A 17,040-nucleotide genomic window follows, 5' to 3' on the forward strand; every position below is an offset into this window, starting at 1 on the left:
GCCACCCGCTACGACAAACATCCCGACCGCTATCTCGCCGCCATCAGCCTGGCCAGCACTCTCATCTGGCTCGACTCGTGATCGACAAGACGCCCCCTAGCCCGGTTCCCCGGCCGGGGCGGTGCCGGCGGGTCCGGACTCCCAGGCGGCGCGGTCGTCCCAGGCGGTGAGGCGCAGGCCGCTCTCGAAGCGGTGGGCGGCGCCGGTGACCGGGTCGGTGAACGCCAGCGTCCGGGCCAGGAGTTGCAGGGGGCGGCGGAAGTCGTCCGGTGCGGGGTCGGTGATCCGCGGGTAGACCGGGTCGCCGAGGATCGGCAGGCCGAGGGCGTTCATGTGGACGCGCAGCTGGTGGGTGCGGCCGGTGTGCGGGGTGAGCCGGTAGCGGCCGAGTCCGCCGCGGGCTTCGGCGAGCTCGACGGCGCTCTCGGCGTTCGGCTCGCCGGGGACCTCGCTCGCGCCGATGACCCCGCGGACCTTCTCGATGCGGGAGCGGACCGTGCGGGGCAGCTCCACGGCCGGGTCGTGGACGGCGAGGGCCTCGTACTCCTTGTGGACGCGCCGCTCGGCGAACAGCTGCTGGTAGGCGCCGCGGTCCTGCGGGCGGATACTGAACATCACCAGCCCCGCGGTGAGCCGGTCCAGCCGGTGTGCCGGGCTCAGCTCGGGCAGGTCCAGCTCGGCCCGGAGCCGGGCCAGCGCGGTCTGCACGATGTGGCTGCCGCGCGGGGTGGTCGCCAGGAAGTGCGGCTTGTCGACGACGAGCAGGTGCGCGTCGCGGTGGACGACGCCGATCGGGAACGGCACCACCGGCTCGGGGTCCATGTCCCGGTGGAACCACAGGTAGGAGTGCGGCTCGTACGGGTCGTCGGCGCGCAGGACGCGTCCGCCCGCGCCGAGGATCCGGCCGGCGGCCAGCAGCCGGGCCACGGATCCGGCGCCGCGGGTGCCGGCGTACCGCTCGGTGAGGTAGCTGCCGAGGTCGGGCCAGCGGCCCTCGCGGTCGGCGGGCAGCCGCAGCCGGACGGGGTCGATGCCGGCGACCTGGGGGAGCGGGGAGGGCGGTGTGCGGGTCTTTCTCATCGTGTCCAGGCTAAGGCCGCCCGGCTTGGCTAGCGCCGGGTGAAGGTGCCCATGCCGCCCTCGTCGAGGTACTCGATGCGGACGGTGTCGTCGCCGAAGACGACCCCGGTGCGGCCGACCGCGTTCTCCCCGGCGGTCTCGTAGCTGAACGTGTCGCCGTCGTAGTGGGCGAGCGGGAACCGCAGCGGCTTGGGGCCGAGGGAGAGGACCAGGCCGCCGCCGGGGGCCTCGGTGACCGTGAGCCTGCCGTAGTACGGGCTCTCGTACGTACCGGTGTACGCGCCGGCGGCCTTGGCGGGCTTCGCGTCCGCCGGAGGGCGGGAATAGTCGGTCTCGGGCCGGTCGGCGCCGTCGGCCTGTGCGTACAGCTCCGCGAAGAGCGGCAGCCATGCGGTGGTGGGCCGCCCGTGCTCGGCCGTGTCGAAGAAGTCGAAGGCGATGGCGTCGGCGACGCCGACGGGGGCGCCGTTGGTGAGGACGACGATGCCGAGCCGCTCCAGCGGCAGCATCGTGACGTTGGTGTTGGCGCCGAGGTCGAAGGCGCCGGTGTGGCTCAGGCGGAGCCTGCCGCGGTCGTCGTAGGAGACGTTCCAGCCGAGGCCGTAGAAGGAGGTGCCGCCGGCGGCGTTCTCGGCCTGGGAGACGACGTGCGGCAGGTGGGTGCGGCGCAGCGGGGCGGCCGGCACGATCCGCTTGCCGTCGAGGACGCCGTCGCCGAGCTGGAGGCGCACCCAGCGGGCCATGTCGCGGGCGGTGGAGCTGACACCGCCGGCCGGTGCCTGCGCGTCGGGGTCGCGGACGTACCGCGCGGACCAGGTGCCGTCCGGGTTCCTCACGTGCGTGGCGGCCCGGTCGGGCTCGGCGGCGAACGCGGCGAACTCGGTGCTCGTGCGGGTCATCCCGGCCGGCTTGAAGAGGACGTCCTCGCTGAGCTTCTGCCAGGTGGTGCCGCGGGCGCGGGCGACGGCCTCGGCGGCCGCGGTCAGCCCGAAGTTGGTGTAGGCGTAGCTCGCCCGGAAGGGGGTCAGCGGCTCCAGCCGCATGCGGTCCAGGATGTACCGCTGGTCGTAGCCGAGGTCCTCCAGCAGGTCGCCCGCGTGGTCGGGCAGGCCGCTGCGGTGGGAGAACAGGTCGGCGGTGCTGACGTGCCCGGTGACCCAGGGGTCCTTCAGCGCGAAGCCGGGCAGTTCGGTGCGGCGGTCCCACTCGTCCGGGTCCCCCAGGGTGCCGGCGACGACGGTCGAGGAGACGGGCTTGGAGACGGATGCGATCTGGAAGACGGTGTCGGGGCCGACGGCGCCGCTCTGCCCGACGCGGCGCACCCCGAAGCCCTTCGCGTAGAGGACCTTGTCGTCGTGGACGACGGCCACCGACACCCCGGGGACGCCGGTGGTGCGCATCGCGTCCTCGACGAACTGCGGGAGCCGGGACACGGCCCGCTCGACGGCCCGGTCGCTCAGTTGCGGCTCGGGCGGGGGAGGGGGGCTGGGCGCCGCTGCGACCGGTCCGGCCGCGGCGAGCGCGAGCACCGTCACCGCCGTGCCGAGCGCGAGGCGCGTGCGCATGAGCCCATTGTGGGCCAGGGCGGGCCGGCCCGCCCGTTCGGCGGCCGGCCCCCGGCGGTCAGGCCGCCGCCTCCTGCTCGGCGATGATGCGGGCGTTCCACTCGCGCTTGATCGCGCGCCAGCCCTCGTCCGTCTCGCCGAGGCGCCAGTAGCCGGAGATCGACAGCCGCTCCTTGGGGATGCCGCGCTCCAGGCGCAGGTGGCGCCGCAGCTCCTTGACGAAGCCGGCCTCGCCGTGGACGAAGGCGTGCACGTCGCGGGAGGGGAAGTCCATCGAGGTCACCGCCTCGACCAGGGCCTCGCCGACCGGGCGCGCGCCGCGGTGCAGCCACACCGGGACGACTCCGTCGGGGGTCGCGAACTTCTGCTCGTCCTCGGGGCCGTCCACCTCCAGCAGCGCGTGGACGCGGGCGCCCGCCGGCATCCGCTCCATCGCCGCGGCGATCGCGGGCAGGGCGCTCTCGTCGCCGACCAGCAGGTGCCAGTCTGCTGCCGGATCGGGTGCGTACGCCCCGCCGGGGCCGAGGAAGCGGACCAGCTCGCCCGGCGTCGCCTGCGCGGCCCACGGGCCGGCGATCCCCTCGTCGCCGTGGACGACGAAGTCGATCGTCAGCTCCAGGTGCGCCGGATCCCAGCTGCGGACCGTGTACGCGCGCTGCCGGGGCCACGCGGCCGGCGGGAACTGCGCCCGGATCCGCTCCAGGTCCCACGGCGCCGGGTAGGTGACCCCTTCCGGCGCGAACAGCAGCTTGATGTAGTGGTCCGTGAACTCGCCCGCGCTGAAGCGGGCCAGTCCGGCTCCACCCAGAACGACCCGCACCATGTGCGGTGTGAGCCGCTCGGTCCGCACGACGACTGCAGTGCCTACCTCGCGGGCGCGTCCTTCTGCCACGGCGTCTCCCCTGACTCACCTGAAACTTAGGATTGCCTAAGTTAGCATCTCAGGCAAGCAGGGCCGTGCGCAGGCGCGCCACCGCGCCGCCCAGACCCCACCTCCGCGCCAGCGCGTCCAGGAGCTCCGGCTCCGCCGGCTCGGCCGGCAGCGCCGGGTCGAAGTCGGGCAACGGCACGTCCGTGGCGACCCGCACCACCTTGGGCGCCACCGCCAGGTACGGGCGGGCCTCCTCCAGCCGCCGGCGCTGCGTCGGCGTCAGCTTCGACTTCGGATCGGCCGCCGCCGCGACGATCCCCGCCAGGTCCCCGTACGCCTCCAGCAGCTTCGCCGCCGTCTTCTCGCCGATCCCCGGCACCCCGGGCAGGCCGTCGCTCGGGTCGCCGCGCAGCAGCGCCAGGTCCGCGTACCCCGGCCCGTCCACCCCGTACTTCGCCCGCAGCCACTCCCCGTCGGCCACCTGGAGGGTGCCGACGCCCTTCAGCGGGTACAGCACGCGGCGCTGCCGGCCGTCGTCCACCAGCTGGTACAGGTCCCGGTCGCCGGTGACGATGTCCACCGGCCCGGTGGCGCGCGCCGTGAGCGTCCCGATCACGTCGTCCGCCTCGTACCCGGCCACGCCCACACGGGCGATCCCGAAGGCGTCCAACGCCGCCTCGATGATCGGCACCTGCGGCGCCAGCGTGTCCGGGGTCTCCTCCACATCCGGTCCGGCCGCCGTCTCCTCGGCCACCCGGTGCGCCTTGTACGAGGGGATCAGCTCCACCCGCCACTGTGGCCGCCAGTCGGCGTCCATGCAGGCCACAAGGTCGTCGGGGCGGTGGTCTTGGACCAGGCGCCCGATGAAGTCCAACAGCCCGCGCACGGCGTTCACCGGGGTGCCGTCCGGGGCCTTCACGGATTCCGGTACGCCGAAGTAGGCGCGGAAGTAGAGGGAGGCGGTGTCCAGCAGCATCAGCCGTCGAGTGCTCGTCATGACGGCGATCATGCCGCACCCCGCCGACGGGGCGCGGTTGAGACGGGAAAGACCGGAAAGCGACGTACGCATGTCCGGAAGGGGAACGCCGGTTTCACGCGCGGCGTAGCCCCGTCCGCTCCTGCACGCGAAACCGGGGGCGGTTGCTGCGTAAGGTGCTTACAGCACACTCCCGTGCGACGGACGCCGACGTACGCCGACAGACCTGACAAAGGGGAGGGCAGCCCCGCCATGGACGACAGGGACGGCTCGGAGGACAAGGAACGGGACAAGGACGCCAAGGAACCGCTCCGGGTGGGCGTGGCCGTGCGCAAGCGGCGCCGGGCCCTCCACCTCACCCTCGCCGCCGTATCGGCGCGCAGCGGACTGTCGGTGCCCTTCCTCAGCCAGATAGAGAACGAACGCGCCCGCCCCAGCATGCGCTCCCTCGAACGGGTCGCGGACGCGCTGGAGACCACGGCGGTCGAGCTGCTCGCGGCCTCCGACACGGCGCGCACCGTCGACCTCGTAAGGGCCGGCGACGACTCCGGGCTGAGCCCGCTCCCCGGCGTGCGCCCCCTCGTGCGCGGGCACCACCAGCTCCACGCCATGGAGTTCACCGGCGACCAGGACGCCGGCCGCGAGTACCAGCACCGCAACGACGAGCTCATGTACGTCGTCTCCGGCGCCTGCCAGGTCGAGGCCGAAGGCCGCGCCTACCGCCTGGAGAGCGGTGACGCCCTCTTCCTCTCCGGCGGGGTCCGCCACCGCTGGAGGGCCGTCACCGAGGACACCCGGATACTCGTCGTCGCCGTCGGGGAGCACATCCAGGCCTCCTCCGAGCCGCCCTCGCCGGGACACTGACCGGCCGTGCGCGTCGTCTCGCTCGTCCCCTCGCTGACCGAGGCCGTCGCGGCCACCGCACCGGGCCTGCTCGCCGGCGTCACCGACTGGTGCACCCACCCCGCCGGCCTCGACCGGCGGGGTGCGGTCCGCATCGGCGGCACCAAGAACCCCGACATCGCCGCGATCACCGCGCTCCGCCCCGACCTGGTGATCGCCAACGAGGAGGAGAACCGGGCCCCCGACCTCGACGCCCTGCGCGCCGCGGGCCTCGGCGTGCTGGTCACCGAGGTGCGCACCCTGCCGCAGGCGCTGGACGAACTGGACCGGCTCCTCACGGGGGCGCTCGGCCTGCCCCGGCCGCGGTGGCTCGACGAGGCGGCTCGGGCGTGGGCGGACCTGCCGCGCCCGGCCGCGCCGCTGCGGGCCGTCGTACCGGTGTGGCGGCGGCCCTGGATGGTGCTCGGGCGGGACACATTCGCCGGGGACCTCCTGGCCCGGCTCGGCATCGAGAACGTCCACGCCGGACACGCCGAACGCTACCCGCGGGTCGACCCGGCGGACCCGGCCGCCGCCGACTGCGACCTGGTGGTGCTGCCGGACGAGCCGTACGCCTTCACCCGCGGGGACGGCCCGGAGGCGTTCCCCGGCCGCCCGGCCGCGCTCGTCAGCGGCCGCCACCTCACCTGGTACGGGCCCTCGCTCGCCGAGGCGCCCCGGGTCCTGGCCGCGGAGCTGGCCGCGGCCCGGTGAACCGCCGGGCCCCCGGCCCGTCAGCGGGGGAGGAGGCGGCCCGCCGCCAGGCCGCGCAGCGTGTGTGCGCCGGCCGCCAGCCAGGCGGCCACCAGGCACAGGAACAGCGCCCAGGCCAGCCACCCGTACGCGGCCAGCCCGGTGTGCCGGGCCAGCCCGGCCGCGCCCGTGACGCAGGTGCCGACGGGGAACGTCAGCGCCCACCAGGTCATCGCGAACCCCATCCCGCTCCGGGCCGCCCGCACCAGCAGCGCACCGGCCAGAGCCAGCCACAGCAGCGCGAAACCGAGCACGGGGACCCCGTACACGACGGCGAAACCGGCCAGCGCGCCGGCGTACGGGGCGCCGATCGCCCCCTGGGCCGCGTCGGCGAGCTGCCCGGCCGCGGTGGTGGACTGCCCGAGCGGCCCCAGCACCAGGAACAGGGTCGGCGTCAGCACCGCCGGGAGCGGGCCGCCGACCACAAGCCGCCCGAACAGCAGCGGCAGGACCAGCAGCGACGCCAGCAGGCTCATCCCGAACAGCGCGAAGCAGGCCAGCAGCAGCGCCTCCCGCGCCTGCCCGGCCGGCAGGTGCGGCACCAGCAGCGGGCCGACCGCGGCGGACACCATGGGGGAGACCAGCGGCAGCAGCCACACCGGGGAGGCCTGCGAGGCCCGCAGCTCGTGGCGCGCCACCATCAGGTACGGCACCACCACGGCCGCGGCCAGGCCGAGCACCGTCCCGGCGGTGAACAGCACGGCGTCCGCGGCGAGCGCCGCCCGCTCCCCGAGCACGTCCCGCCCGACGGTGAGCGTGCCCGCGCCGACCGCCAGCAGCGCCATCGGCGGGCAGCCGTGGAAGGGGGCGACGGCCGGGTCGAGGAGGTGGGCGCGCGCCTGGTCGCGGTGGTGCAGCCAGTGGCCCGCCCGGGCGGCCAGCACGAGCGCCAGCACCGCGACGGACAGCGCCCACACGGCGACGCAGGCCGTACGCTGCCCAGGCAGCTGGTGCGGGAGCGCCGCCCCGGCGGTGGCGGTGATCGCCGTGCCCATCACGCAGGCGTACCAGTTGGGGCCGAAGTGGCGCAGGGCGGGGAGGGGGCGGCGCGCATCGCGGGCCTGTGGGGCCTCGGGAGCGGCGGCGGGCGCGGTCCGGGTGGCGGAGGCGCGGGGAGGAGCAGTGGTGCCGGCCATGGACACCAGCCTCGCCCGGCCGCACCCCGGGCGGCAGAGGCCGCATACCTATGAGGCCATAAACTGACTTTATGGGTAATGAGGAGTGGGTTCCGCTGGTGCACCGGGTGCCGGACCTGGGGGCGCTGGAGCTGCTGCTCGCCGTCGCACGCCTGGGCAGCCTGAGCGGAGCCGCCAAACACATGGGCATCACACAGCCCGCCGCCAGCAGCCGGATCCGCGCGATGGAGGCCCGCCTCGGCGTCGCCCTCGTCGACCGCTCGCCCCGCGGCTCCACCCTGACCGCGGAGGGTGCGCTCGTCACCGACTGGGCCCGCCGGGTGGTGGAGGCCGCCGAAGCCTTCGACGCCGGCGCGCAGGCCCTGCGCGGGCGCCGCGACTCGCGGCTGCGCGTGGCCGCCAGCATGACCATCGCCGAGTACCTGCTGCCCGGCTGGCTGATCGCCCTGCGCGGGCAGCGGCCGGGCACCGCCGTCTCCCTCCAGGCCGGAAACTCGGCATTGGTCGCACGGCGGGTCCTCGCGCACGACGCGGACCTCGGCTTCGTCGAGGGGCTGACCGTCCCCGACGGGCTGGACAGCGCGGTCATCGCCCAGGACCGGCTCGTGGTCGCCGTCGCCCCGGAGCACCCGTGGGCGCGCCGCACCAAGGGCGTGGAGGCGGCCGAACTGGCCTCGACCCCGCTCATCCTGCGCGAGCGCGGCTCGGGCACCCGGCAGGTGCTCGACGCGGCACTCGCCGGCTGCGGCGGGCTCGCCGCGCCGCTGCTGGAACTGGCCTCCACGACCGCCGTCAAGGCCGCGGCCGTCAGCGGCGCCGGACCCTGCGTCCTGTCCGAACTCGCCCTCGGCGACGAACTCGCCGCCCGCCGCCTGGTCCAGGTCCCCGTCACGGGCGCGGCCCTGGGGCGGGCCCTGCGCGCGGTGTGGCCCGCCGGCTCCCGACCGGCCGGCCCGGCCCGGGACCTGCTGTCGCTCACCCGCGTCCGGTCCTGACCGGCCGGCCCGTGCGTACCGGCCCGGGAGGGTCAGCGGCCGCGCCGCGTCGGGTCGTCCGCGTCCTGCGGCCACCCGTAGCCGGTGCGCGGCGGCTCCGGTACGGCGCCCATCGCCGCCAGGTCCCGGTCGGCGGCCCGCATCAGCTGTCCCGCCAGGTCCCGCATGGCCCGGCTCGCGGCGAGCTCGTCACCGATCGCCGGCACCTCGACGTCCTCCGGGTTGCAGCGCGCCGAGCCGCGGCCCACCAGCTTCGCCGTCCCCGTGTCCAGCACGGCGCGGGCGCGGGTCGTCCCGCCCTCCTCGGTGAGCGAGACCCCGACCGTCCATTGCGCGGTGTGTGTCATGGCGCGCCCCGTCACTCTGCGATCTCGGTCCGTTCCCACCACTCGAACACGGGCAGGGCGCCCTCCGGGCCGTCCTGCCGGCGCGCCGTGGCCCGGAAGTGCTCGTACCCGCCGCGGTGCGGGACCTTCACGTCCTCGCCGGGAGAGGGGGCGTCGACGACCCGTTCCGACAGGTCCGCCGGCCCGCCTTCCAGCACAGCCTTGTTCGTCATGCCTCCAGTCTTCCGACCCGCCGGGCGGCCCGCACGTCGGCGCCGGCGGGTCGGACCGGCTGCCGCTCAGCGCAGGGCGACGGGCCTGCGGGCGGCCGCCGCCCCGACGAGCGCCCCCACCACACGGGTGTCCTTGTCGCGCTCCGGATGCCACTGCACGCCGAGCACCCACCGGTCCGGGTCGGGCAGTTCGACCGCCTCGACGGTGCCGTCGACCGCATGCGCCGAGGCGACCAATCCCCGGCCCAGCCGGTCGACTGCCTGGTGGTGGTAGGTGGGCACCTCCGCCTCCTCCGGGACCAGCGCCGCGTAGCGCGTACCGGGGACCGGGCGCACCGGGTGCCAGTCCATGACGCCCGGCCGGTGCATGTGCCCGTCGATGTGCTGGACGAGGGTGCCGCCGAGGGCGACGTTCAGCGCCTGCATGCCCCGGCAGATGCCGAGCAGCGGCATGCCCGTGTCGAGGGCGGCCCCGATCAGGGCCAGCTCCCATTCGTCCCGCACCGTTTCGGCCGGACCGGTGCGCGGGTCGCGCACCGCCCCGTACCGGGCCGGGTCCACGTCCGGGCCGCCCGCGACGACCAGGCCGTCCAGCCGGTCCAGCACCTCCGCCGCGGCCCCGGGCGCGCCGTCCGGCGGGAGCAGCACGGCCGCGCCGCCCGCCGCTTGGACGAGCTCGTAGTACCCGCAGGGCACGAGGGACGCGGCGACGTCCCACACGCGGTAGCGGGCGGATTCCTCGACGTAGGTCGTGATGCCGATGAGCGGCCTGGGCACGGGGGCAACCTCCGGGAGCGGTCGACGGGGAGGGGGGCGGGACGGGCGGCGGGACGCGGTCAGTCGCGGGCCAGTTCGGCCTCGGCGCGGGCCAGCGCGGCGAACTCCTCCTCCGGCGCGGAGGCCACCAGGTGGTGCCGACTGTAGAACGCGAAGTAGCCGAGGGCGACGGCGTACACACCCAGGGCGATGAAGGCGGCGTCCTTGTCCACCAGGAAGGTGGCCGTGAGCGCCGCCAGCGCGAGGACGAACGCCGTGGCGGAGGTCGCCGTGCCGCCGGGGGTCCGGTACGGGCGCTCCAGGTGCGGCTCGCGGCGCCGCAGCACGATGTGCGACAGGGCCATCAGTGCGTAGGAGATCGTCGCGCCGAACACCGCGATGTTCAGCATCCGCGGCCCGTCGCCGGTCGCAGCGGCCAGGGCGAAGCCGATCGCGCCCGGGATGAGCAGCCCCAGGTAGGGCGCCTTGCGCGGGGAGGTCAGCGACAGGAAGCGCGGCAGGTAGCCCGCCCGCGAGAGCGCGAAGAGCTGGCGTGAGCCGGCGTAGATGAGGGAGAAGAAGGAGGCCACCAGGCCGGCGAGGCCGGCGTAGTTGACGAACGTCTTCAGCCACGACAGGCCCGGGTCGCCCTCCAGCGCCACCACCAGAGGGTTCCCGGCGTCCTTGATCGCGTCGGCGCCGCGGGCGCCCGTCGAGGCGAGGAAGGTGAGCAGCGCGAGCAGCACCAGGACGCCCATGGAGATCGACAGCGCCCGCGGCATCGAGCGGACCGGGTCCTTGGCCTCCTCGGCCGCCAGCGGCACCCCCTCGACGCCGAGGAAGAACCACATGCCGAACGGGAACGCCGCCCAGATCCCCAGCAGCCCCAGCGGCAGCCACGAGTTGGCGCCGAACGCGGTGGTGTCGACGGCGATGTCGTCCAGCCGCGAGGCGTCGAACTCGGTGAACGCGCCGGCCGCGAACACCACCAGCGCGGTCACGGCCACCGCGGTGACGACGAGGGAGAAGCGCAGCGCCTCGCCGACGCCCCACAGGTGGATGCCGATGAACACCGCGAAGCAGGCCAGGTACACGGGCCAGCCGGAGGTGAGGCCGAAGAGGTGCAGGGACTCGACGTAGTCGCCGATGAAGATGGAGATCGCGGCGGGCGCGAGCACGTACTCGATGAGGATCGCGGTGCCGGTCAGGAAGCCGCCCCACGGGCCGAGGGCGCGCCGGGCGAAGCCGTAGCCGCCGCCGGCCGTCGGGAGGATCGCCGACAGCTCGGCCAGGGAGAAGACCAGGCAGGCGTACATGGCGCCCATCAGGACCGTGGCGGCGGCCAGGCCGCCGAAGCCGCCCTGGGCGAGGCCGACGTTCCAGCCGGAGAAGTCGCCGGAGACGACGTACGCGACGCCGAGGCCGGTCAGCAGCAGCCAGCCGGCGCTGCCGCGGCGCAGGGTGCGGCGCTCCAGGTAGGCGTCGCCGCCTCCGGCGGCGGATCGGGCGGTCTGCGGCACGGCGGCGTCCAGCCGTGCCCCGGTTTCTTCGGCCATGTGCGCTCCCGCTGCCCAGGACAATGGTTGTGCCGCGTACCTTTGCCGCAGGAGGGCGGGATGCGCAAGACCCCTGCGCAAAACGAGCGGGCCCGGGCGGGCCCGCACGCCCTCAGGCCAGGAAGCCGCGCAGCAGCGCGGCCGTGCCGCAGCAGTGCTCGCGCATCACCTCGCGGGCCGCGTCCGCGTCCCGCTCCAGGACCGCCTCCACCAGGGCGGCGTGCTGCTGCTGCGAGTGCTCCAGGTTCCGCACCAGCAGGGGTATGCAGTCCAGCAGGTCGTTGACGGCGGCCCGGACCGCCGCGTACTGCGCCGTCAGCGTCGGCGAGCCCGCCAGCTCGCACAGCGCCAGGTGGAAGAGCGTGTCCCGGCGGCGGTAGTCCGCCAGCGGCGCGTCCTGCGTGGCCGCCAGCGCCGCCAGCAGCCGCTCCGCCTCCTCCTCCGACAGCCCCTGCGCGGCGCACAGCCCGGCCGCCCCCACCTCCAGGACCTCGCGGAACCGCAGCACGTCCTCCAGGTCGACCCCCGCCACGCGCCGGCGCAGCTCGTCCTCGCTCCCGCCCGCCGGGGTGTCCGGGCGCGGCAGCACGAACGTCCCCCCGTACCGGCCCCGCCGCGCCTCCACCAGCCCCTGCTCCTGGAGCACCTTGAGCACCTCGCGCAGCGTGACCCGGCTGATGCCCATCCGCTCCGCCAGCTCCCGCTCCGGCGGCAGCCGCTCCCCGGCCGGCACCAGGCCCAGGCGGACCACCTGCAGGATCTGCTCCAGCGCCTCCTCGAAGCCGCTGCCCGCCCGCACCTGCCGCAGGACCGGGTTCAGCCGCGCCATCGCGCCGCCCCCGCTCGCCGTGTCGGCCATCTCGGCTCCTCCCCTTCCCAAGCAATGGTTCTGTTCAATACCTTAGGCCCCCTCGGCTCACCGAAGGAGAGATCCCCGTGGTAGACCGCACGCCGCCGCTCGCCCCCGAGGAGCTCCGCGCCCTCGTCGCGAGCGGCGAGATCGACACCGTCGTCCTCGCCTTCCCCGACATGCAGGGACGCCTCCAGGGCAAGCGGTTCGCCGCCCCGTTCTTCCTCGACGAGGTCCTCGAACACGGCACGGAGGGCTGCAACTACCTCCTCGCCGTCGACACCGACATGAACACCGTCGACGGCTACGAGATGTCCTCCTGGGAGCGCGGCTACGGCGACTTCGCCATGCGCCCCGACACCGCGACCCTGCGCCGCATCCCCTGGCACCCCGGCAGCGCCCTCCTCCTCGCCGACCTCGCCTGGAACGACGGCACCCCCGTCGTGGCCGCCCCCCGCCAGATCCTCCGCCGCCAGCTCGACCGCCTCGCCGGGCACGGCTACACCGCGATGGTCGGCACCGAGCTGGAGTTCATGGTCTTCAAGGACACCTACGAGCAGGCCTGGAACGCCGACTACCGCTCCCTGACCCCCGCCAACCAGTACAACACCGACTACTCGGTCCTCGGCACAGGCCGCATCGAGCCCCTGCTCCGCCGCATCCGCAACGACATGCAGGGCGCCGGACTCACCGTCGAATCCGCCAAGGGCGAGTGCAACCTCGGCCAACACGAGATCGCCTTCCGCTACACCGAGGCGCTCACCACCTGCGACCAGCACGCCGTCTACAAGACCGGCGCCAAGGAGATCGCCGCCCAGGAAGGCGTCTCGCTCACCTTCATGGCCAAGTTCGACGAGCGCGAAGGCAACTCCTGCCACATCCACCTCTCCCTCACCGACTCCGAGGGACGCAACGCCATGGCGGGCGACGGCCCCGACGGCATGTCCCCCCTCATGCGCCACTTCCTCGCCGGCCAGCTCGCCGCCCTCCGCGACTTCTCCCTGCTCTACGCCCCCAACATCAACTCGTACAAGCGCTTCCGCCCCGGCTCCTTCGCCCCCACCGCCGTCGCCTGGGGCCACGACAACCGCACCTGCGCGCTCCGCGTCGTCGGCCACGGCCGCTCCACCCGCTTCGAGAACCGCCTCCCCGGCGGCGACGTCAACCCCTACCTCGCCGTCGCCGGACTCGTCGCCGCCGGCATCCACGGCATCGAGAACGGCCTCGAACTCCCCGACCCCTGCCACGGCAACGCCTACACCGGCGACTACGCCCACGTCCCCACCACCCTGCGCGAAGCCGCCGAACTCTGGGACAACAGCGAGATCGCCAAGGCCGCCTTCGGCCCCGAAGTCGTCGCCCACTACCTCAACATGGCCCGCGTCGAACTCGACGCCTACGACTCCGCCGTCACCGACTGGGAGCGCCGCCGCTCCTTCGAACGCCTCTGACCCGACCCGGCCACCCAACCCCCGAAACCCCTCCGAAAGGCACCACGTGTCCGACGCGCTGGAAGTCCTCAACCCGGCCACCGGGGAAACCGTCGCCACCGTCCCGGCCGCCACACGGGACGACGTCGACGCCGCCGTCACCCGGGCCGCCGCAGCCCAGCGCACCTGGGCCGCCGCCGCCCCCGCCGACCGGGCCCGCATGCTGCGCCGCTTCGCCGCCGCCGTCGACGCCCACACCGAGGAACTCGCCCGGCTCGAAGTCCTCGAAGCCGGACACACCATCGGCAACGCCCGCTGGGAAGCCGCCAACGTCCGCGACCTCCTCGACTACGCAGCCGGCGGCGTCGAACGCCTCACCGGCCGCCAGATCCCCGTCCCCGGCGGCATCGACGTCACGTTCCTCGAACCCCTCGGCGTCATCGGCGTCATCGCCCCCTGGAACTTCCCCATGCCGATCGCCGCCTGGGGACTCGCACCCGCCCTCGCAGCCGGCAACGCCGTCATCCTCAAGCCCGCCGAAACCACCCCCCTCACCGCCCTCCGCCTCGCCGAACTCGCCCTCGAAGCCGGGCTCCCCGAACACCTCCTCCAGGTGCTCCCCGGCCGCGGCGACACCGCCGGCGACGCCCTCGTCGAACACCCCGGCGTCGCGAAGATCGTCTTCACCGGCTCCACCCGCACCGGCAAACAGGTCATGGCCAAGTGCGCCGACCGGGTGAAGCCCGTCACCCTCGAACTCGGCGGCAAGAGCCCCAACATCGTCTTCGCCGACGCCGACCTCGAAGCGGCCGCCGCGGCCGCCCCCATGTCCTTCCTCGACAACACCGGCCAGGACTGCTGCGCCCGCACCCGCATCCTCGTCCAGCGCACCGTCCACGACCGCTTCCTCGACCTCCTCGCCCCCCTCGTCGAAGGCGTCGTCGTCGGCGACCCCGCCGACGAGAAGACCCAGATGGGCCCCCTCATCTCCCAGGCCCAGCTCGACCGCGTACGGTCCTACGTCACCGACGACCTCACCGCCGTCCGCGGCACCGCACCCGACGGGCCCGGCTTCTGGTACCCGCCCACCCTCGTCACCGGCGCCGACCCCACCGCACCCGTCGCCGTCGAAGAGGTCTTCGGACCCGTCGCCGTCGTCCTCCCCTTCGACGACGAGGCCGACGCCGTCCGCCTCGCCAACGCCACCGAGTACGGCCTCTCCGGATCCCTGTGGACCCGCGACGTCGGCCGCGCCCTGCGCGTCTCCCGCGCCGTCGCCGCCGGCAACCTCTCCGTCAACTCCCACAGCAGCGTCCGCTACTGGACCCCCTTCGGCGGCTACAAGCAGTCCGGCCTCGGCCGGGAGCTCGGCCCCGACGCCCTCACCGCATTCACCGAGACCAAGAACGTCTTCATCAGCACGGAGGCCTGAACCCATGTCGAACGAAGAGATCATCTGCCGCCGCCTCGTCGGCCGCACCGCCGTCATCACCGGAGCCGGCAGCGGCATCGGCCTCGCCACCGCCCGCCGGCTCGCCTCCGAAGGCGCCAACGTCGTCTGCGGCGACATCGACGAAACCGCCGGCAAGGCCGCCGCCGAAGAGGTCGGCGGCACCTTCGCCAAGGTCGACGTCACCAGCCCCGAAGACGTCGAAGCCCTCTTCAGGACCGCCTACGACACCTACGGCTCCGTCGACATCGCCTTCAACAACGCCGGCATCTCGCCCCCCGACGACGACTCCATCCTCACCACCGGCCTCGACGCCTGGAAGCGCGTCCAGGACGTCAACCTCACCTCCGTATACCTGTGCTGCAAGGCCGCCCTGCCCTACATGCAGCGCCAGGGACGCGGCTCCATCATCAACACCGCCTCCTTCGTCGCCGTCATGGGCGCCGCCACCTCACAGATCTCCTACACCGCCTCCAAGGGCGGCGTCCTCGCCATGTCCCGCGAACTCGGCGTCCAGTTCGCCCGCGAGGGCATCCGCGTCAACGCCCTCTGCCCCGGCCCCGTCAACACCCCGCTGCTGCAGGAGCTGTTCGCCAAGGACCCCGAGCGCGCCGCCCGCCGCCTCGTCCACATCCCGCTCGGCCGCTTCGCCGAAGCCGAGGAGATCGCCGCCGCCGTCGCCTTCCTCGCCAGCGACGACTCCTCCTTCGTCAACGCCACCGACTTCCTGGTGGACGGCGGCATCTCCGGGGCGTACGTCACGCCGCTGTAGGGGGGCGGGCGTACCGGGGGCGGGGGCCGCGCCTACACGAAGGTCCGGCCCTCGCCCCGGTACGTCGGCACCGACGACGCGACGCCGTCCCCCTCGACCAGGTGCAGCACGTCGAACCGCTCGCACAGCTCGCCCGCCTTCGCATGCCGGAACCACACCCGGTCCCCGATCAGCAGATCGTCCGCCGCCGCGCCCAGCAGCGGCGTCTGCACCTCGCCCGCCCCCTCCATCGGGTCGTACCGCAGACCCCGCGGCAGGTACGGCTCCGGCAGCCGGTCCGCACCCGCCGCCCCCGACGCCGGATACCCGCCGCCCAGCACCGTCACCACCCCCACCCCCGGCCGGCGCACCACCGGCTGCGCGAACAGCGCCGCCGGACGGCCGCGGAACGACGTGTAGTTGTCGAACAGCCGCGGCACGTACAGCCCCGACCCCGCGGCGACCTCCGTCACCGCATCCTCCGCCGCCGTCTGCTGCACACTCCCCGTCCCACCGCCGTTGACGAACTCCAGGTCCGGCACGACCGCACGCACGGCACGCACCGCCTCCGCCCGCCGAACGGCCAGCTCCCGGCGCGCCACCGCCTGCATGAGCCGGATCGCCCGCGACCTCAGCGGCCGCCCCGCCACGGCGTCACCGACCCCGGCGACGTGCCCCTCGTACCCCATCACGCCCACGACCCGGAACCCGGGCCGCGCGGCCACGGCCCGCGCCAGCCCCGCCAGCTCCGCCGGCTCCCGCAGCGGCGACCGCCGGGCGCCGACCCGGACCCGCCCGCCCAGCAGCCGCAACCCCGTGTCCAGCTCCAGACAGACCCGCACCTCCTGCGAGCCGCCGGCGCGGGCGGCGTCGATCAGCTCCAGCTGCGCCACGTCGTCCACCATCACCGTCACCGCCGCAGCCAGCTTCGGATCGCCCGCGAGCTCGGCGAAGCCGGCCCGGTCCGCGGACGGATAGGCGAGCAGCACGTCCTCGAACCCTGACCGGGCCAGCCACAGCGACTCCGCCAGCGTGTACGACATGACCCCGGCGAAACCGGGCCGCGCCAGCACCCGCTCCAACAGCGCCCGGCAGCGCACCGACTTGCTCGCCACCCGCACCGGCTTGCCGCCGGCCCGGCGCACGAGATCGTCGGCGTTGGCGTCGAACGCATCGAGATCGACGATGGCCAGGGGCGCTTCGAGATGCGCGGTGGCCCGGTCATACCGAGCCCGATCGAGACCGGGGGAAGGTGTCATGGGCGGCAGCTTGCCACGGGGGGATACCGGGGGGTAGGGGGTGTGGTGGCGGTGGTGGGAGCGGCGGGGTGGGGTGGTTGCGGGGGGTGGGGGCGGGTCGGCGGCCGCGGGGCGAGGCCGCCGCTCTGCGGCCGCCGCCGCGCCTGCCTCCCCCGCCGCCCGCGTAAAGTA

The 17,040-nt window shown here is 74.4% G+C and carries 17 protein-coding genes; 6 read left to right on the top strand and 11 right to left on the bottom strand.

Features of this window, described 5'->3' with window-relative positions; translation table 11 throughout:
• Positions 1 to 96: 96 nt before the first annotated feature.
• The 4 genes from IE170_RS23705 to IE170_RS23720 are packed head-to-tail and all read right to left on the bottom strand — an operon-like array spanning position 97 to position 4,492.
• The gene (locus tag IE170_RS23705) at positions 97 to 1,080 is read right to left on the bottom strand and encodes a pseudouridine synthase (protein ID WP_189811477.1); all 984 of its coding nucleotides are present in this window, start codon (positions 1,078 to 1,080) and stop codon (positions 97 to 99) included.
• A 29-nt stretch (positions 1,081 to 1,109) separates the two neighbouring features.
• Positions 1,110 to 2,645 carry a serine hydrolase gene (locus IE170_RS23710; RefSeq protein ID WP_189811478.1) on the bottom strand — a complete coding sequence of 512 codons (1,536 nt, stop codon included), beginning with the start codon at positions 2,643 to 2,645 and terminating at the stop codon, positions 1,110 to 1,112.
• A 58-nt stretch (positions 2,646 to 2,703) separates the two neighbouring features.
• Positions 2,704 to 3,537, bottom strand: a complete 834-nt coding sequence (locus tag IE170_RS23715; RefSeq protein WP_189811479.1) for a siderophore-interacting protein — start codon at positions 3,535 to 3,537, stop codon at positions 2,704 to 2,706.
• A 49-nt stretch (positions 3,538 to 3,586) separates the two neighbouring features.
• Positions 3,587 to 4,492, bottom strand: a complete 906-nt coding sequence (locus tag IE170_RS23720; protein ID WP_189811605.1) for a 5'-3' exonuclease — start codon at positions 4,490 to 4,492, stop codon at positions 3,587 to 3,589.
• Between the two features lie 252 nt (positions 4,493 to 4,744).
• Between IE170_RS23720 and IE170_RS23725 the strand changes: the two genes are divergently transcribed.
• Entirely contained in the window at positions 4,745 to 5,356 is a 612-nt protein-coding gene (locus tag IE170_RS23725) for a helix-turn-helix domain-containing protein (protein ID WP_189811480.1), read from the top strand.
• A gap of 6 nt (positions 5,357 to 5,362) precedes the next feature.
• A complete protein-coding gene (locus IE170_RS23730) occupies positions 5,363 to 6,088 on the top strand; it encodes a helical backbone metal receptor (RefSeq protein ID WP_189811481.1) in 726 nt (241 codons plus the stop codon).
• 20 nt (positions 6,089 to 6,108) lie between these two features.
• On the opposite strand, the gene IE170_RS23735 is transcribed toward IE170_RS23730, so the two are convergent.
• Positions 6,109 to 7,263, bottom strand: coding sequence for a TDT family transporter (locus IE170_RS23735; RefSeq protein ID WP_189811482.1), 1,155 nt, complete (start codon positions 7,261 to 7,263; stop codon positions 6,109 to 6,111).
• A gap of 71 nt (positions 7,264 to 7,334) precedes the next feature.
• On the opposite strand from IE170_RS23735, the gene IE170_RS23740 reads away from it, so the two are divergent.
• Positions 7,335 to 8,258 (top strand): LysR family transcriptional regulator, encoded by a 924-nt coding sequence (locus IE170_RS23740; RefSeq protein WP_189811483.1) that lies wholly within the window; start codon positions 7,335 to 7,337, stop codon positions 8,256 to 8,258.
• A 32-nt stretch (positions 8,259 to 8,290) separates the two neighbouring features.
• On the opposite strand, the gene IE170_RS23745 is transcribed toward IE170_RS23740, so the two are convergent.
• From IE170_RS23745 to IE170_RS23765, 5 genes are all read right to left on the bottom strand, one after another.
• Entirely contained in the window at positions 8,291 to 8,605 is a 315-nt protein-coding gene (locus tag IE170_RS23745; RefSeq protein WP_189811484.1) for a DUF1876 domain-containing protein, read from the bottom strand.
• A gap of 11 nt (positions 8,606 to 8,616) precedes the next feature.
• Positions 8,617 to 8,817 (bottom strand): DUF5988 family protein, encoded by a 201-nt coding sequence (locus IE170_RS23750; protein WP_189811485.1) that lies wholly within the window; start codon positions 8,815 to 8,817, stop codon positions 8,617 to 8,619.
• A 66-nt stretch (positions 8,818 to 8,883) separates the two neighbouring features.
• Positions 8,884 to 9,594, bottom strand: a complete 711-nt coding sequence (locus IE170_RS23755) for a gamma-glutamyl-gamma-aminobutyrate hydrolase family protein (RefSeq protein WP_189811486.1) — start codon at positions 9,592 to 9,594, stop codon at positions 8,884 to 8,886.
• A 59-nt stretch (positions 9,595 to 9,653) separates the two neighbouring features.
• Complete coding sequence (gene eat, locus IE170_RS23760; RefSeq protein ID WP_189811487.1) at positions 9,654 to 11,129, bottom strand: ethanolamine permease; 1,476 nt, start codon at positions 11,127 to 11,129, stop codon at positions 9,654 to 9,656.
• A 112-nt stretch (positions 11,130 to 11,241) separates the two neighbouring features.
• Positions 11,242 to 11,988: a FadR/GntR family transcriptional regulator gene (locus tag IE170_RS23765; RefSeq protein ID WP_189811488.1), complete on the bottom strand. Its 747-nt coding sequence runs from the start codon at positions 11,986 to 11,988 to the stop codon at positions 11,242 to 11,244.
• Between the two features lie 77 nt (positions 11,989 to 12,065).
• On the opposite strand from IE170_RS23765, the gene IE170_RS23770 reads away from it, so the two are divergent.
• Genes IE170_RS23770 through IE170_RS23780 form a run of 3 tightly spaced genes read left to right on the top strand, consistent with a single transcriptional unit; the run spans position 12,066 to position 15,631 of the window.
• A complete protein-coding gene (locus tag IE170_RS23770; protein ID WP_189811489.1) occupies positions 12,066 to 13,430 on the top strand; it encodes a glutamine synthetase family protein in 1,365 nt (454 codons plus the stop codon).
• A gap of 46 nt (positions 13,431 to 13,476) precedes the next feature.
• On the top strand, positions 13,477 to 14,841 hold the full coding sequence (locus IE170_RS23775) for an aldehyde dehydrogenase family protein (protein WP_189811490.1): 1,365 nt from the start codon (positions 13,477 to 13,479) through the stop codon (positions 14,839 to 14,841).
• Between the two features lie 4 nt (positions 14,842 to 14,845).
• Positions 14,846 to 15,631 carry a 3-oxoacyl-ACP reductase gene (locus tag IE170_RS23780; protein ID WP_189811491.1) on the top strand — a complete coding sequence of 262 codons (786 nt, stop codon included), beginning with the start codon at positions 14,846 to 14,848 and terminating at the stop codon, positions 15,629 to 15,631.
• A 32-nt stretch (positions 15,632 to 15,663) separates the two neighbouring features.
• On the opposite strand, the gene IE170_RS23785 is transcribed toward IE170_RS23780, so the two are convergent.
• On the bottom strand, positions 15,664 to 16,869 hold the full coding sequence (locus IE170_RS23785) for an amino acid deaminase/aldolase (protein ID WP_189811492.1): 1,206 nt from the start codon (positions 16,867 to 16,869) through the stop codon (positions 15,664 to 15,666).
• Positions 16,870 to 17,040: the final 171 nt, after the last annotated feature.

It is taken from the genome of Streptomyces toxytricini (assembly GCF_014649915.1).
Lineage (GTDB): Bacteria > Actinomycetota > Actinomycetes > Streptomycetales > Streptomycetaceae > Streptomyces > Streptomyces toxytricini.

Coding starts and splice junctions, on each gene's coding strand:
- eat (WP_189811487.1), bottom strand. CDS start 11,129: ATGGCCGAAGAAACCGGGGCACGGCTGGACGCCGCCGTGCCGCAGACC.
- IE170_RS23780 (WP_189811491.1), top strand. CDS start 14,846: ATGTCGAACGAAGAGATCATCTGCCGCCGCCTCGTCGGCCGCACCGCC.
- IE170_RS23765 (WP_189811488.1), bottom strand. CDS start 11,988: ATGGCCGACACGGCGAGCGGGGGCGGCGCGATGGCGCGGCTGAACCCG.
- IE170_RS23735 (WP_189811482.1), bottom strand. CDS start 7,263: ATGGCCGGCACCACTGCTCCTCCCCGCGCCTCCGCCACCCGGACCGCG.
- IE170_RS23740 (WP_189811483.1), top strand. CDS start 7,335: ATGGGTAATGAGGAGTGGGTTCCGCTGGTGCACCGGGTGCCGGACCTG.
- IE170_RS23745 (WP_189811484.1), bottom strand. CDS start 8,605: ATGACACACACCGCGCAATGGACGGTCGGGGTCTCGCTCACCGAGGAG.
- IE170_RS23785 (WP_189811492.1), bottom strand. CDS start 16,869: ATGACACCTTCCCCCGGTCTCGATCGGGCTCGGTATGACCGGGCCACC.
- IE170_RS23720 (WP_189811605.1), bottom strand. CDS start 4,492: ATGCTGCTGGACACCGCCTCCCTCTACTTCCGCGCCTACTTCGGCGTA.
- IE170_RS23710 (WP_189811478.1), bottom strand. CDS start 2,645: ATGCGCACGCGCCTCGCGCTCGGCACGGCGGTGACGGTGCTCGCGCTC.
- IE170_RS23750 (WP_189811485.1), bottom strand. CDS start 8,817: ATGACGAACAAGGCTGTGCTGGAAGGCGGGCCGGCGGACCTGTCGGAA.
- IE170_RS23705 (WP_189811477.1), bottom strand. CDS start 1,080: ATGAGAAAGACCCGCACACCGCCCTCCCCGCTCCCCCAGGTCGCCGGC.
- IE170_RS23725 (WP_189811480.1), top strand. CDS start 4,745: ATGGACGACAGGGACGGCTCGGAGGACAAGGAACGGGACAAGGACGCC.